Source organism: Candidatus Goldiibacteriota bacterium HGW-Goldbacteria-1 (assembly GCA_002839855.1).
Classification (GTDB): domain Bacteria; phylum Oederibacteriota; class PGYV01; order PGYV01; family PGYV01; genus PGYV01.
Genome location: PGYV01000016.1, coordinates 1 through 17,675, shown reverse-complemented (window position 1 = coordinate 17,675; position 17,675 = coordinate 1). Strand labels below are relative to the sequence as shown.

Annotated in this window: 3 protein-coding genes; all 3 read right to left on the bottom strand. The window is 47.7% G+C overall.

The window, feature by feature from the left end; all coding sequences use genetic code 11:
- Positions 1-83 precede the first annotated feature (83 nt).
- Complete coding sequence (locus tag CVV21_12430) at positions 84-2,462, bottom strand: hypothetical protein (GenBank protein PKL90469.1); 2,379 nt, start codon at positions 2,460-2,462, stop codon at positions 84-86.
- A 23-nt stretch (positions 2,463-2,485) separates the two neighbouring features.
- Positions 2,486-4,042, bottom strand: a complete 1,557-nt coding sequence (locus CVV21_12425; protein PKL90468.1) for a hypothetical protein — start codon at positions 4,040-4,042, stop codon at positions 2,486-2,488.
- A gap of 33 nt (positions 4,043-4,075) precedes the next feature.
- A partial coding sequence (locus tag CVV21_12420; protein PKL90467.1) for a hypothetical protein occupies positions 4,076-17,675 on the bottom strand: 13,600 nt, incomplete at its 5' end.

Sequence of the window (17,675 nt, the reverse complement as noted above, 5' to 3'; positions counted from 1 at the left end):
AAGTGTCAGGTGACAGGTGACAGGTGGAAAATTGTTAGCTGTTAGCTGTAACCTGTCAGCTGCAACTTGTACGATGTTACCTGTTACGAGTAGAACTTATCGTCTTTTATCTCCGGTTCATCAGTATCAGAAGGGTTTTCCATTATTACCCGGATCCGTTTTTTGTCTTTTTTCTCTTTTTCTTCATCTTTGTGGGCATTTTCTTTTAATTCGCGTTCGGCTTCCTGTTCTGCCCTTAACACAGACACAAATATTTCCACCAATTCGGCGTCAAACTGCGTGCCGGCGCACCTTCTTAATTCCGTTATACCATCTTCAATGGTACGTTCTTCCCTGTAAGGGCGTTTGGATGTAATTGTTGAAAAAGCATCCGCGATGCTTAAAATTCTTCCGCCAAGAGGTATTTCTTCCGCCCTTAACCCAAGCGGGTAGCCGGTGCCGTTTACCCATTCGTGGTGGGACATGACAAGCGGCACAAGTTTTTTAAGAGAATCTATCTTTGCAACTATGTTCGCTCCCAATTGCGGGTGCATCTTAATTATTGAAAATTCCTCTTTTGTAAGCTTGCCCGGCTTATTGATTATGCTTTCGCTTATTCCTATCTTGCCGACGTCATGTAAAAGGCCCGCGTATTTTATGTCTTCAACCATTTCTTCAGGCAGATTCAGCGCCTGCGCTATTTTGGTGGCATAATTCATAACAGTGGTGGAATGGCCGTGCGTATAATGGTCTTTAGCGTCAACCGCGGCCGCAAGCGCGTATATGGAGTTTATATAATCCTTTTTAATGCTTCCATAAAGGTTTGTTATTTCTATATCCCTGGCAATGCTGCCGGCAAGTATGGTAAGAAAGTAATGGTCATCGTGTGAATACAACTTTTCCGGCCTTGTTATGCATATGACTCCCATGTTCTTGCCTTTTGACGTAAACGGCACCACAAGCGCGAACTTTTCTATGTATAGGGAGTCCACTCCTTTATTAAAAAAAGAGAGGCGTTCCGGATTTCTTATAATCAACTTTCTTCCGTTTGTATAAACAAAACCCGCTATGCTTGTCTTGGGTATCTGCCTGTTTAAAATATTTTTTTCGCCGTAGCCATATTGCGCTTTCACGCGCAGTGAATTATCCGGGCCTTCGGGCAGTATTACCGCTCCGCTTGAACCGGCGAAAAGCTTATTTATCCCCTCACTTAAAGCAGTGCTTATTATGTCGTCCACCTTAAGGGAAGCCGCAACCGAATTGGTAACTTTCATAAGTTTTTCAAGGCCGTCAGCCTTTCTATTGGCTTCATCAAACAGAAGCCTGTTCTGAAGAAGCGTTCCTATCTGGTCGCTTAAAAGTTCAATAAGTTCCACGTCCGACTTATTATAAATGCCGGGGCTGTTATTTGAAACCACAAGCAGCCCGTCCACGTTTTTGCCCGAACTTAAAGGCGATATTACGCAGGTCCCGTTTGGCACCGCTGATTTTATCACACGTTCTTCTATATCATCCACATTATTTATAAGCAGCCCTTTTCTGTCATTTATCATCCTGGAAATAATTCCGTCTTTTTCAACCGCCAGGCGGCCATCGCTGAACTTTGATTTTCCAAAAGCCTCCCTGGCAAATTCCACGTGGCCTTTTGAACCATTTTCGGTGAGTTTAATAAAAGCTCCGCGCGTGCCTTTCATAAGGGGTATGATAATTGAAAGGATGTGCTGAAGCAGTTCTTCCCTTGTGCGGGACTGCCCCGCTGTAAGGTATATTTCGTGCGCCGCCAGCAGGCTTATGTTTTTCTTAACAAGCATGAAGTTGGTATTTTCAAGCGACCTGGTGGATTCAGCCACTTTCTTTTCAAGATTGGTGTTAAGCGTGTTTATGTTTTTATACAGGATTTCTTTTTCCTTTGCGGCTTTTTTTGCATTTGTTTCCTGCGCTTTCATTTCAGTGGATATTTTAACGGCAAAAAAGGCTCCTATAACAAGAACCGCTTCTTTTGCAAGAAAATCAAAGAAAACAGCCCCGGAGGCTGCGAACCCATACTGCAGTAAAAATACACCCAAAAAAGAAACCATTATCACAGATACAAAATATAGGAATTTTTTACCCGTCCAATAATCAAAACTTGCATCAATAAGCGTTATAAAATAAAGGGCAAACAGCGGGCTTGCGATACCGCCGCTAAAAAACAAAGCAGCCGCAATAACCACATTGTCAACAATTGAAGAAACGGCAAAAATCGCGGTATCACTTAGCAGGTTGCGATTTATCGCGAACAGATATGCAAGGTTTATAAGCGCAAATATCGAAGAAATAACAAGGATGGGAATTAAGGAAATCTTTACTCCGAATCTTTCTATAACAAACAGCAGCGGAACAGTGCAGGCCAGCACTATCCACCTTAATTTAATATCGCTTAGAACCGCCGCGCGCGGTTCTTTTTCTGAAATGGCTTTGAAATCAGTCGGAGTCCCGGTCATTTACCACCTGTCAGATAGGTTTTCTATTCTTCTATTCTTGCACTTATCGGATCAGAAAATTCGCCTTCTATTCCGTCTTTGCTTATGGCGGTTACAACAAATGTATATTCCATATTTGCCTGAAGGCCGGCCAGAGTGGCTTTAGTCTCTTTTATTATCTGCCTGTTTAATTTCTTATATTTTTCGTCGCCTTTCTTTTTATAATAAAGGTTAAAGCCCGATATTCTCTCGTCATCCGGCGCGTTCCACATCACCACAATTCCCGCGTCTGACTGTTTTGTAAATACAGATTCCATCTTCTCGGGTTTAACGGCCGTGTATTTTTTTGGAGTCGCAACGACAATTTCTGACATTACGCTTTCAAGGCCCCTGTTGTTCATGGCGGTAACACCAAATTCATAATCCGTGTCATTTTCAAGGACAGCCCTGAACTTGGCCTCTTCCATTACCGGCTTTTTGTTAAGCATTTCATATTTATAAGTGCCTTTTCTTCTGTAGTATATATTATACCCGGTAATGTTGGATTCCTGATTGGGATCCCATCCTATTGATACCATTTTATCGCCCGACATGGCATTTACCTTCTGCGGAGGCCTTGGCCCGCCAATTACCGGCCTTTCAACCGGATTACCAAGCATGAAAGAAAGTGATATCCTGTGTGTGGCGCCAAGTTCTGTATGCGGTATGAAAGCGTAATCTATATTGCCAAGGTCTTTTATGCCAAATCCCGCGCCTGCCGTGAAACTTTCATCTCCTCTTCCAAATTTATAGCCGCCCCTTAAATAAACCATATCCGCTATTCTCATTTCCAATCCAAGATTAACAAAAAATTTGGCGTATTCAGGGTTGGTAATATCTATTGGTTTGGTTGCATCAGACGAAAGCAAAAGCCCGAACTCTTTTGAAAAAGGAATGTCATACGCCGCGCCAAGGCGAAGGTTTAACGGGGTCTGGTCTTTGCCTGTACTGGTGCCTATATCAGAGATAACAAAAGCCATTTTTAAAGGCTCTGTAATATTTGCAAGTATGCCAAGGTCCGCAGCCACTATTCCCGGAAGCGCTTCACCCAGAAGCTGCCTTTGAATGTAAGTGATATTTGCGCCCACAGTCACGTTTCCGATGGTAAAATCTTTTGTATAAAAATTACCCAGTATTTTAGCGAAAGTTCCGGTTATTGCAAGGTCATATGACATTTCTGCGTCCTGTGCCAAAATGGCACCGAACGAGTCTTTTGTGCTGTTAAAAGGCGGTATCCAGAAGTAATTCACGCTTAAGCCCGCCGCGGTTGTGCTGTCTATGGGCGCTATTCCGCCAAAGAATTCATAATTGCTGCCTGCAAACCATATAAGATGCATAAGTGTAAACGACCACTTATCCGCCTGCGCGATGCCTGCAGGGTTCCAGAAAGCCGCGTTGGCATCATCTGCCACTGCCGCGTACGCTTCTCCCATTCCGGAACTTCTTGCGCCCACGCCTATTTTAAGAAAATCAGCATTGGACGTGCCGCCGCCAAGCGCGAAGACCGCTGCCGGTATTATGATTAACGCTGCTGTGAAAGCTGTAAGTAGCTTTCTTCTCATACTGCCGTTCTCCTTGTTATTTTTATTGCCTGTCTATTTTTTTATAACAGCCACCGGTTTAATTACTTCATATGAACCGTCGCGCAGTTTTATGTAGTACATGCCAGTGGTGACAAGCTTGCCGTCATCCGCCCTGCCGTCCCATACCGCAAGCTGCGTGTAAAGGATTCCGGCTGCTACAGGGCCAAGTGACATTGTCCTTACCCTTTCACCCGCCACGTTAAAGACCATTAAATCAGCGTTGTTTGAATCCGCGTTAACGCTGAAGATTATGCCCACCGACTCGCCCGCCTGCGGGTTGAAACTGTTCGCTGTAAAGTACATATCGTTATGCGATGTGGTGGAGCTTCCGAATGCTATTGTTATAACGTTGGAAACCACATAATTTGCCGGGTCAGTGTTATTGATTGTATTAGTCTCACCGGTAAATGTGTTATATGATTCATACGCCAGGTTTCCGGCAAATGTGATATTTCCGCCTGAAACCGCTGTAAATATCCAGGTAAAGTTCTGTGACCCGCCTGCAGGTATTGAAGCATTAAGCGTACTGTTGGTTACTGATACAGAAGCGTATCCGGCTCCGGAGAGCAGCAGGTCCGCAGGCACAGGATTTACATTACCCGCATCAAGCTGGCCGTTGTTGGTTACCGTCATTATTACTGTTATGGCATCACCTACGCCCACCGTGGCAGGCAACGCGTTAATTGAGAGCGCCAGGTTAGCAAACGAAGGCGTTATTCTTATACTGTCTGATACCGCCACGCCTGAATTGCTTGCAGGTGTGGACGTACCGTCATTTGTTCCTGAAACCGATGCCGTAAACGTAAGGTATTCAGGATTAGAACCGGCTTCGTATACCCATGTTATGTACTGCGTAGCACCGACAGCTATTGTATCAATAACCGCGGGTACAGGACCTGAGACTAGCGTAACAAATCCGACCGGCGTTATTGCCATTACCGAAGGAGTTACCGCGCGAGCCGATACAAGGCCTGTATTAGTTATAGCCATTATTGCTGTTATTGTTTCGTTAAGTTCCGCCCTGTCTGTAGCTGACGGAGAGAAAACGTCAAGTGTTGCAACAAGGTTTGCGGAAGGTTCTGTTATAGTAACAGTTACATCATCTGGTGCTGACACTATTGCCGCGCCGCTGTTGGCGTCCGTACCGGAAGCAGAGCTGCCGAACGTAAGCTGTCCTTCTAACGTGGCAGAATATGTCCAGGTAAATGACGTTGACTGCCCGCCATTTAACGTAACACTTGAAGTATTTCCTGTAAGCAGTTCATATGTTGCTCCTGAACCGCCGTCTGATATCAGCATCGCCGTGGGCGTAACTCCTGTTGCCGCTGCGCCGCCTGTGTTTGTAACGTTAAGTATAACTGTGATTACCTGCGACCTTGACAGCGTGGCAGGCGGATATGTTTCTATTGTGGATACAAGTACTGCCGGCGCCTGTATTACTACAGCCGGCGCTGATGTCTGTGCAGATGTCACATTTGAGCCTGAATTAACATCAATACCCTCGGCGCGTCCCACAAAGGCAATTGTGCCGGGTGCTGTTGTGTTAAATATCCACGTGAATGCCTGATAAGCGCCGCCGGCAAACGTTGCAACAGGAGCAGGCGATGAAGAAAGCGCTGCCACTCCTGCAGCAGGTGTGAAGCTATACTGCGGCGTAAGATTGTTAATTGTGGCGCCGCCGGTATTGGTGACCGACATTATTACTGTAAAATCAGACCCTGTATTAATGCTGTTAGGGAAACTGTACAGCGTTGACATTAACGCTGCTGAGGTCTGGACAGTTACCGGCGCGCTTAAGACAGGCGATGAATAAATGTCGCCGATGCCGCTGTCTTTTCCATATGCGATAGCGCTAAATGATGATGTGCCCGCGCTTGTTGCCTGATATTCCCATGTGAACGATTCCGCGGCTCCTACCGTTAATGTAACTGCCGCGCCTGACGGCCCTGAAACCATGCTGAACGTGGCGCCGCCCGCCCATACAGGATAAAGCGGTGTGACATTATAGGCATTTGAACTGCCAAAACCGGTATTTGTTATTGTCATAATTACTACTACTGACTGGCCTGTGGAAACCATTGCCGCTGATACTGATACATCCGCCACAAGCGAAGCCGATGCCCTGATTTCTACCGACGCTTCTGTGCCTGTTGAACCAATAGGATCTAATGTATTAGCGTCTGTGCCCGTTGCATAAGCGCTGAATGTTATCGTTCCGTCACCAGATGCGGAATATGTCCACTGGAATATCTGCGACGTTCCGCCCGCAACCGTCATTGTAAGCGGCGAAGGCTCTGTAACCATGAATGCTGACGCTCCCGTTTCTGTAAGCACAAAAGGTGTTATGCCTACAGAAGAAGCAGCAGCCTGACCGGAATTATTTACAAGCATTGATACGGTGAATATCTGACCGTTGTAATTCATTGCGGGCGCTATTGAAATATCTGAAGTAATGGACGCCGGCGACTGTACATTAATTGTGCCGGTGAAGCCCGCGTCAGTTATAACAGCGCCGGTGTTTGAATCTGTTGCCGTTATCATGGCGGACAGTACCACATCACCCTGGCCTGATGCCTGATATATCCATGTAAGGGCGGCTGTTGTCCGGCCTGCAATATCCACCGCTGCCGGAGTTGCCATCGGTATAACGCCGCCGCTGCCGGAACTTATGTTCATATTTGCAGAAGCGCCAAGAGCTGACGCGCCGCCAAGGTTTGTTACCGTCATTATAACAGTAAACTGCTGGCCCACCGTGACGTAAGAAGGCGCTGCAATTGAATCAATGCTTAAATTAGCCGGGCTTTGTACAGTTATTACGTTTGTGCTTGTTGAAGCTGACAGGAATGTGTTGAGCGAATTTTCGTCCTGTCCTGACGCCCAGCCAAGCCAGTTAATTGTACCCGCGCCTGTAGCCTGTGTCACCCATGTAAAGACAGCCACACCGCCGCCGCCCGGTATTACAGCCGATGACGGCGAATGAACGTTGGGGTTATTCGGATTGGCAAGCGCCGAACCGCTCTTAAATAACTGTGACGGCATTACATTAACCGCATCCGCCTGGCCATTATTGGTGACAGTCATTAATATTGTAATCATCTGTGATGTATTTACCGTATTTGGATACGCGTCTATCCTTGAAACAAGCGCGGGCGGCTGTTCTATTGTAAGCATTTCAGAGACCGCTGTATTGGACGAAACTGTAATTGGCAGTATGGCGTCCGCGCCCTGTGCTGCCGCGCTGAAGATTACCGTTCCAAAGTTTACGTCCGTTTCAAGTATCCACCTGAATGTCTGTGCCTGCCCTATTGCCAGATTCACAGGCGCAACCTGAGCTGTGTGCGTTACGCTCTTGATTAAACTGCCTGTGTTGTCATACATTAATAACCCGGCCACAGGCGATACGCCCGTTGCCGCATGAAGCCCTGTATTTGAAACTGTCATATTAATTGTTATTCTCTGGCTTGGGCCGGCAACCAACGGCGACAATGACATCTGCGCCGTTAATATTGCCTGCTGAGCTATTACTTCCGCATCCACATTTCCGCTTGGGCCTGACTGTATATTGGAAGCTGTATTGACTTCAAGCCCTTCCGCGCCGCCGCTGAATGTAACTATTCCAATGGCAGAACCCGAATAAGTCCATGTAAAGACCGCTGATTGATTACCCGATAATGATACAGTTGCGGGAGCAGGGCCTGTTATTCTTGTGAAATAACCTGTGCCTGTTGCCGTCATTGTAGGATTAATATTTGTTACCTGGCCTTCGCCGCCATTGCTTACTGTCATTAAGACCGTGACGTTCTGTCCCTGTGCCACTACCGGCGGGTATACCGTAAACGCGGTGATGGAAAGCGCTGCCGGCTGCTGAACTGTAATATAATTCTGCGGCGTCATGGGCGATATAATAGTATTTGTTGTATCATTTTCATCAATGCCGCTTGCGTAGCCGCTGAAGAATATTGTCCCGCTTCCTGTTGCCTGATACTGCCAAACTATGGCTGTTGAACTTCCGCCCGCTATTGCAGTGGCAGTAACGCCGGATGCTGCAAGATTTACCGTCACACCCGTGCCTGTGGCGCTGGATGTGAACACCGGTATTACATTGGTGGCGTTTGCGCCGCCCGTATTTGTTATTATCATCGTAACATCAAATATCTGCCCGTTATTTACCGTAAGCGGTGTTATAAGCGATGCCGTTAATGCCGCCGCTCTTTGTATCTGTACCGGCGCCGTGCGGTCAGGATCTGTTGTCTTGGCGCCGTCCGCATCTGCATATGAAGCGTATGTGCTGAACGTTACCGTTCCCTGTGCGGTTGGGTTATAAATCCATGTAAATGATACAACATCATTTGCAGCCATAGGCGTGGATGTAACCGCCTGCGACACAGCTGTTAAAGCGGCGCCGCCGGTAAGTATAGCCTGTATAGACGGTGTTACAAAACTTGCGGTTGAAGCTGTCCCCACGTTGGTCACTGTCATAATTACAGTTATCTGCTGGCCTGTTGAAACCACACTTCTTGATACTGAAGTGTCGCTTGCAAGGTAAGCCGAGTCGGTTATTGTTACATCATTGGAAATCACCGGAGCAGTAGCCTGCGGGTCGCCGGTATTATAATCATTGGCGTCAATTGAAGCCGTAAAGTTAACTGTTCCGAAAGCAGTGCTGTTGTACACATATGCGAATGTGAATGCACTTCCGCCGTTAATAATAGCAGCTGACGCAGGCACCGGCCCTGATACATAGGCAACACTGCCTGTTCCGCCAAGTGTTAATGCTGAAGGCACAACATTTGCTGCCGCAGCCCCTCCAGTATTATTGGCAGTTACGTATACCGTTATTGCCTGGCCTGTCTTAACATCAGACGGCGCGGCTATTATTGAAGCAGACAGCTGCATTGGCAGCTGAACCTGTATGTATTTGCTTGCGTTCATTGCAGAGGATATTTTTATGCCGCTGTTTTCGTCAAAGCCCGAAGCGTTTCCGGACAGTGCAACCGAGCCCACAGCCGTAGCGCTGTATGTCCACGTAAATACCCTTGCCGCTCCGGCAGGAATATTCTGAGTAAGCGGCGAAGGCCCGTCAATTGCCCACATTCCGCCGGTGGACGGAGGATTAACCACATATATATCACCCGGTGCCACATTTACCGCGTCAGCTGTTCCGCTGTTTGTAACAGTCATATAGACATTTGTGGTCTGTCCAAGGTTCAATGTGTCATTTATTATGCTTATGCTTGATGCCAATACAGGCGGCGCTTCTATATTAACCATATTGGAAGTGCCTGTAACGCTCTGGTAACCCGCGCCTGTCCTTATATCCTGGCCCTGCGCCCTGCCGTTATATCCAAGAGAGCCGGCAATTGTAGTTTTGTATACCCATGTATAAGTGGCTGATGAACCCGCAGTTATTGATAATGATGAAGGCAGCGGCCCTGATACAATTGTCGCATTGCCTGTGCCTACTCTGTTAAGCGGAAGTATGGGCGCTACGTTAATGGCATTTGTCGCGCCTGTATTGCTGATAGTCATTGTAAGAGTAATATTCTGCCCGACAGAGAACGTGCCGCCTATAGGCAGTATTTCCATATAATTATAAGAGAGTGCCGGAGGTTCAAAAGCTGTGGTTGAAACAGAAGCCACAGGGCTGTTCCAGGCATAGCCTTCAAGCGATATTGTTCCCGCAGAGCCCGCTGTGTACACATACGTGAACGTGCCATAATTTCCCACTGTTATATTTCTTGCTGACGGCACAGGGCCTACAACATATGTTGCCGTACCCGCGGTTACCGCAAGCGCGGATACCGTAACATTATTAGCGTCAACAAGCCCCGCGTTATCCACCCTCATTATTATAGTGAAGTTCTGACCGTTGGTTACTTCAGCCGGGGCGGAGAGTGTTACCGCAAGTACAGGCTGATTGGATACGGCATTAACAGTAACTGTATTGCCCGTTGAACCGTATGTTACGCCTGAATTGGCATCTGTTCCCTGCGCATAGGCGCTGAAAATAAGATTTCCAACTCCTGCGGCGCTTAATGTCCATGTAAATCTTGCAGTTCCGCCGTTTCCGGAAATGTTTGCCGATACCGGCGCCGGGCCTGTAAGATATAAAGGCGTTGAACTGCCTGTAATGTCAAGTGCCGGCACAACATTTGTTATTGCCGCCTGGCCGCTGTTGGTTACTGACAGTATAACCGTTATGGCATCAACCGATTCTTTTATAAGTATGGGCATCGCGGAAACGCGGCTTGCCAGAACAGGCACGCTTTGTATATTTACATTTCCGCCTATTGCGGATGCTGTTTTGGTTATCTTGCTGTTAAAGTCATACCCTATAGCCAATGACGCAAAGTTAATTGCGCCCGAAGCGTTTGCACTGTATGTCCAGGTAAAGTGCGTGGAAGTACCGCCGGCAATATCCTGAGCCGCAGGCGATGTTAATATAAGCGCATTGGCCGGTATTGATGCCGCGGGCGTTACTCCGTAAGCTCCTTCCGCCATTGCAGTGCCGTTATTGGTGACTGCCATTACAACTGTTATTATCTGTCCCACGCTTACCTGATTTGGAATTGAAACAAGCCCTGCCGTAAGCGATGCAGCCGGCTGTATAATTACATTATTAGTCCATGCCGCCTGTGCGGTGATAGTGGCTTTATTTGCCTCGTTATATCCTACTGCATTTGCACTTGCCCAGACTGTTCCGGGTGTTGTTGCCTGATATATCCATTCAAACTGCGTGCTTGAACCGGATGCTAAATTCTGCGGTGTTGAAGGCAGAGGCCCGCTTACGTAAGATGCTGATGCAGTGCCGCTGACCATAAGAGCAAGCGCGCTTGGCATTACGCCTTCTGCGTTTCCAATTCCGGCATTTTCAACCGTCATTAATACCGTAATCTGCTGGCCGGTGGATACCGTTGCAGGTAATGCCGTAAAGGATGAAATTGCAACGCCGGCAGAGGCATAAATTTCTACAGCATTGCTTGTCTGTGAACCTGTGTTAACCAGCGATGAAATATCGTTTGAATCTGTACCCCTTGCGGTTGAAGTAAACTGTACCGTTCCCGCGCTGTTTGCCTGATATATCCACGTGAATGCGGCAGATGACATTCCAGGCAGAGTCATTGTAGCCGGTATTGGCCCTGAAACAGGCAGCACGTTTCCGCCATTCGTCAGGATCAATCCTGCAGGATCTGCTGTAAGGCCGTTAACAGCAGACTGGCCGTTGTTTGTCACATTCATAATTACAGTTATATTTTCGCCTGTTCCAAGATATGCAGGTGACGCGTTAATGGATGCCGTTAATGATGCCGGGCTTTGTATCTGTATCACAGGGCTTACCGTGACAGCTGAATTAACTGTTGCAAGGCTGTTTTCATCCATGCCTGAAGCATTTCCTGAAAGCGCAACCGAACCTAAACCCGCTGCCGTATACAGCCAGGTAAATACCGCGCTTGTGCCCGTGCCTACAGTAGCGCTTACGGGGTCGGGACCTGACACAGGTATCAAGCCGCCTGTGCTTGCCGCGGAATAATTAAGGGGGTTAGGCATAACCACATTGGCAATTGCCGTACCGCTGTTTGTAACAGTCATATATACCCTGACATCCTGCCCTATGTTAAACATCGTTCCGTCTATGGACAGCGCGCTTGAAAGCGATGCAGGCGATTCTATTGTTATGAAATTGCTGCTTACTGCTGTTGCTGTAACAGTAGTTTTGCTGTACTGGGCGTAGCCTTTGGAATAAGCGTTAACCGCAAGGCTGCCCGCGCCGGTGGCCGTATATGCCCACGTGAAGGAAGCTGAAGCACCTGCCGCTATGTTTACACTTGCAGGTACCGGGCTTTGGGCAAGCGTATAGCTTGCCGTTCCAAGTTTGATTAATGCGGAAGGCACAACGCCTTCGGCTGTGCTTGCGCCTGAATTTGTCACATTCATAATTATCGTTACGCGCTGTCCCACGCTGGCTACAGCAGGCTGTAATGTTATGTCCTGAGCAAGCGCCGGGTTAGCAATTACATTTATCACCATGCCGGCAGGATTTGAAATATCAGTGCTTGTATAAATACCCGATGATGCAGTCATTGTAACATTGGATATACCCGCAACACCCGCGCTTGATAACACGTACGTGAAGTCCTGCCTTTCACCCGGCGCCAGGTTTGCATTTGCCGGTATAGGGCCTGATATTGTGGTGCCTGAAAGAGGTACAGTATATGTATCCGGCGTGACGGTGTTTGCCGTTATAATGCCGGAATTACTTACTGACATTATTACCGTGTATCTCTGATTATAGTTTATTGTCTGCGGAGCAACCGATATCCAGCTTGAGAGTACCGGGAAGTTAGGCTGAACAAGTACGGTATTGCTCTGTGCCGTAATTGTAGTTGCTATGATTGCGCCGCTGTTGAAATCTGTTCCCTGCCCATCGGCTGTAAAGTATATAGAACCGACAGATGTGGCGGCATATACCCATGTGAAATAACCTGAACTTCCGCCTGAAATATTAGCGGTTGCAGGTTCAGGTGTTGATACGGCTACAATGCCCGCGCTTCCAACAGCCATAAACCCTGCATGTGTTACTGCATTTGCCGCAGCCTGACCATTATTTGAAACTGTCATTACAACGGTAATATTATTGCCGGTGCCAAGGCTTGCAGGGTTTGCATTTATTGAAGCTGTAAGCGCAGCAGGCGACTGAATTATAAGCGCATTAGAAGCTGCCTGTGCGGAAGTTTTCACAAGCCCGCTGTTTTCATCCGTGCCAAACGCGGCACTTGTAAAGATAACAGTACCTGATCCCTGTGTTGTATAGCTCCACATAAATACCGCGCTGGCACCGCCCGGAATTGTAACAGCCGCGGGCGATTCAAATATGGCAGCAGTTCCGACTATGCTTGATGTGGGTGTTATAGGCAATACCGATACAGCATCTGCCTGGCCGTTATTTGTGACCGTCATAATGACTGATATTATCTGCCCTGCGCTTACCTGAACAGGTGATACACTAAGCTGAGCCGCTAACGAAACCGCACTTTCAACAGCAAGCACATTGCTGCCCGTAACCGAGCTTGTAATTGTATTGCCAAGTGTTTCATCAATACCCTTTGCATTTCCGCTTACCGATACAAATCCGGGAGTATTCGCGGTATAAATCCATGTGTAGAACTGGTTATGAATTGGCGCCGCGTTTCCGGGAATAGGTGTTGCAGACGGAACCGGCCCGCTTACATAAACAAGCGATGCTGACCCTGTTGTCACAATATTCTGCCCTATTACATCTGAAGTGCCGCCGGCACCCGTATTGGTTACGTTCATTATTATGGTTACCTGCTGGCCGACACTTACCGTAGAAGGAATTATTTGAATATCAGATACAAGATACGCCGCGTCTTTAATAACCACATTCGCACTTGTACCTATGTTAGATATTACAGGTTCTGCCGGATTATTTACGTCTGTTCCGCGGGCTGCTGCAGTGAATGCTATTGTGCCTACTGCCTGCGCGCTGTAAACCCATGTAAATCTTGCAGTGGCCGCAGCTGTCAGCGTGACTCCGGCCGAAGGAAGAACTCCGGATGAAAGTTCAGCATTTCCTCCCGATATCTGAATATCATCAACAGCGGTGACTGAAACATTATTTGCGGTTGCCTGTCCGTTATTGGTAACATCAACCACTACCGTTATCATATACCCTGTACCAAGCACCGCGGGCATGGCGGAAACTGATACGCCAAGCGAAGCCGGTGTCTGTACTTTTAAGAGATTACTGTTTGTGACAATACTTGAAACCGCGGCACCTGTGCTGGAATCTATTCCCGAAGCATTTCCGCTGAATATGACGCTGCCTGAACCTGCCGCACTGTATGTCCATGTGAATGCGGCTGAACTATTTCCTGCTATTACTGCCGCAGCCGGCGCCGGTCCGTTGATTCTTACAGCTCCGCCGTCGCCAATAAGGTTAAGAGCCATAGGAGGCGCTACACTGTTTGCTGCTGACTGGCCGTTATTGGTTACAGTCATTATTACCGTGAACCACTGCCCTATGTTTTTAGTGGCAGGTGCTGAAATAGAACTTGCAAGTGAAGCCGGTGTAAGTATTGTGACGTAGTTGCTGTCATCGGCAGCTGCCGTTATTGTAAGTTTGCTGTACTGGCTGTAACCCGTTGCATAATTGTTTACCGCAAGTGTTCCAGCCCCTGTTGCCTGGTAAACCCATGTGTAAACAGCGCTTGCTCCGGCGGCTATTGAAGCTGATACAGGCGAAGGCCCGCTTATATATGAATATGAACCGCTGCCAAGTTTTACCATAGGCGCTGGCACAGTTCCTTCTGATATGCTGCCGCCTGAATTAGTTACGCTTAACATTACCGTTATATTCTGCCCCACACTTGCGACAGACGGAGTGACAATCATTTCATTTGCAAGAACAGGATCAGCAACAACCTGTATCTGGTTTGCAGTACCTGACGTTACATTTGTGCTTGGGTAGCCGCCGCTTGAAGCTATTATTGAATACGAAGCAGTTCCTGCAGTAGTTGCGGACCTGTAAACCCATGTGAATACTGCTGTTCCGCCCGCCGGTATATCTGCGGATGTCGGATTCACACTGCTTTGCAAAGTTCCGCCCAGCACAGGCGCAGGGTTAAGCGGGCTGGCAAATGTACCGTTAGCTGCCTGAACACCCACATTACTTACAGTAAGTCTTACTGTATAATTCTGATTATAGTTTACAATTGAAGGCGACACTGTAACAAATGATGTCATTACCGGATTATTGGGATAAACATTTACTATATTGCTGTATGCCGTGTAAGTTGTAGAAACAGGCATTCCTGAATTAAAATCTGTTCCGGAGGCATTGGATGAGAATGTTAAAGACCCAAGGCCGACTGTCGCATACACCCATGTAAACTGCGAAGAAGCCCCGGCTGTAATTGTGGCATTAGTAGGAACAGGCCCGCTTACATATACAAGAGAAGCTGAACCGGAGAAACCAAATCCGGCCGGTATTACCGCGTTAGCAGATGCCGTTCCTGAATTTGTAACTGTCATAATAACCGTAACATTGCTTCCAAGCGCCACTGCTGATGGTGATGCGGATATTGACGCCGCAATTGCCGCAGGTGCCTGAATAACAATCTCGTTTGATGAAACCTGCGCTGAAGATATTGTATTTAATGTATTTTCATCAAGACCCGAAGCCTTGCTTGTGAATACTACATTGCCCGGAGCAGTGGAATCAAATACCCATGTAAAGACAGATGATGCTCCGCCCGGAATTGTAACTGAAGCCGGCAGCGTGATAATACTTACAGATGAAGGAACAGAAGCCGAAGGCGTTACCGGCAGTACTGACACTGCATCCGCGGTTCCATTATTGGTAACTGTCATTAATACCGTTATCTGCTGACCGGCGCTTATCAATGAAGGATATGCATTCATTGAAGCTGCAAGTGAAGCCGGAGTTTCTATAATGACTGCATTTGAAACGGCTGCTGCCGAGTTTATAGTATTGCCAATATTTACATCAACCGCCCTTGCGCCCGCGTTGAATGAAATATTCCCCGCCGTCATAGCCGTATATACCCATGTCAGATAAGTGTCAGCGCCCGCCGCAATAGACTGCGTTACCGGAACAGGACCCGAAACATAAGACACAGAACCCGTGCCTGAAGGAGTCATGTTAACACCCGTAAGGCCGTTCGCGTCGCCCGCGCCTGTATTTGTCACATGCATTAAAACTGTTATTCTCTGTCCTGCGCTTACGGATAACGGCAGCGCGCTTAAATCCGCGGTTAAGAATGCCGTATTTCTTATTTCCACATTATTGCTTGTAGCAGCTGTTGATGTCACGCCAAGGTTCGTGTTGCCATCTACCCCGGTTGCAATACCTGTAAAGTTTATTGTTCCTATCGTGTTAGCCGTATATGTCCATGTGAAATATGCGCTTGCTCCGCCTGTAAGTATTACACCTGCTGACGGCACAACGCCTGTCGTCAGTGTCGCGTTTCCGCCTGATACTGCCGCGTCATTTAATTCGTTCATCCTTACATTATTTGCTGTTGCCTGTCCGTTGTTTGTAATTATTCCTGTGACCGTTATTGGATATCCGGTTCCCGCTACCGCAGGCGCCGCGCTTATTGCCACACTTAAATTAGCGCCTGTCTGTATCACAAAGTTTGTGCTTACGGCGTTATTGCTTGCAACTGCTGCCCCGCTGTTCGCGTCTGTGCCGGCTGCAATTCCCGCAAACGTTACTGTTCCGGCGCCCGCTGCGCTGTATGTCCACTGATATACCTGTGATGTTCCGCCGATAATTGCCGCGCTTGGCGGTTCCGGCCCGCTCATCCTTACCGCTCCGCCGGTTCCTACAACTGTTAAGTTGGAAGGAGGCGCGACAGCGTTAGCTGTGGCAGTACCATTATTTGTCACTGTCATTGTTACCGTGAACCACTGCCCTATATTCTTTGTGGCAGGTATTGAAATTGAACTTGTAAGTGATGCCGGTGACTGTATTGTAATATAATTACTGTCTTCTGCAGCTGCAGTTTTTGTTGCTTTGCTGTACTGGCTGTAGCCTGTGGCATATCCGTTTACAGCCAATGAACCCGCGCCGGATGACTGGTATATCCAGGTAAAGTACACATTTGCCCCGGCTGCCACTGTCTGGCTTGCAGGCGCAGGCCCGCTTACATATGTATAATTTCCGTTTCCAAGTTTGGAAAGGGCTGCAGGTACAACACCCTGCGCTTCACTTGCGCCCGAATTTGTTATGTGCATTCTTATGGTAATATTCTGTCCCACGCTTACCACTGCCGGGCTTACTATAATATCATGCGCAAGCATTGGATCTGCTATTACCTGAATCTGCGACGCTGAAAGGGTTGTAATATCAGTACTATTGAAACCTGCGCTTGAAGCTATAACTGTCGGGTTTGCAGTTCCCGCGGTCATGGCGCTTTCAAATACCCATGTAAACTGCGCGAATCCGCCGACCGGAATATCCACAAAAGCCGGCACAGGCCCGCTCATCAACGAACTTGAAAGGACAGTTGGGATGACATTTGGGATTGTCCCATTAGCAGCCACAATTCCAACATTGCTTACTGACATTATCACCGTGAACCGCTGGTTATAGTTTATTACCTGCGGCGACACAGTAACCCAGCTTGTAAGAATCGGGTCTGTAGGATAAATGTTTACCGGATTGCTCTGTGCTGTAACCGATGTGCTTACTGTATAGGCCGCATTATTACCATCAAGCCCCGATGCATTTGCCGTAAAATACAGACTGCCTGTGCTTACAGCAGCGTAGCGCCACGTGAATGAAGCCGAAGTACCGGATGTTATAGTTGCATTTGTTGGCAGCGGCCCGTTTACAGCTACATAAGATGCCGATCCAATTATTGCAAAACCTGTCGGAGTTACTGCATTTGCTGTTGCCTGTCCGTTATTCGTAACTGTCATGATTACTGTTATTTCAGAGCCGACTCCTATTGATGCGGGTAAAGCTGTCATGGAAGCGCTTAGCAAAGCAGGTGTCTGAATTACAACGCTATTGCTTACCGCTGCCGCTGATGTCTTTACAAGTCCGCTGTTTTCATCTGTGCCT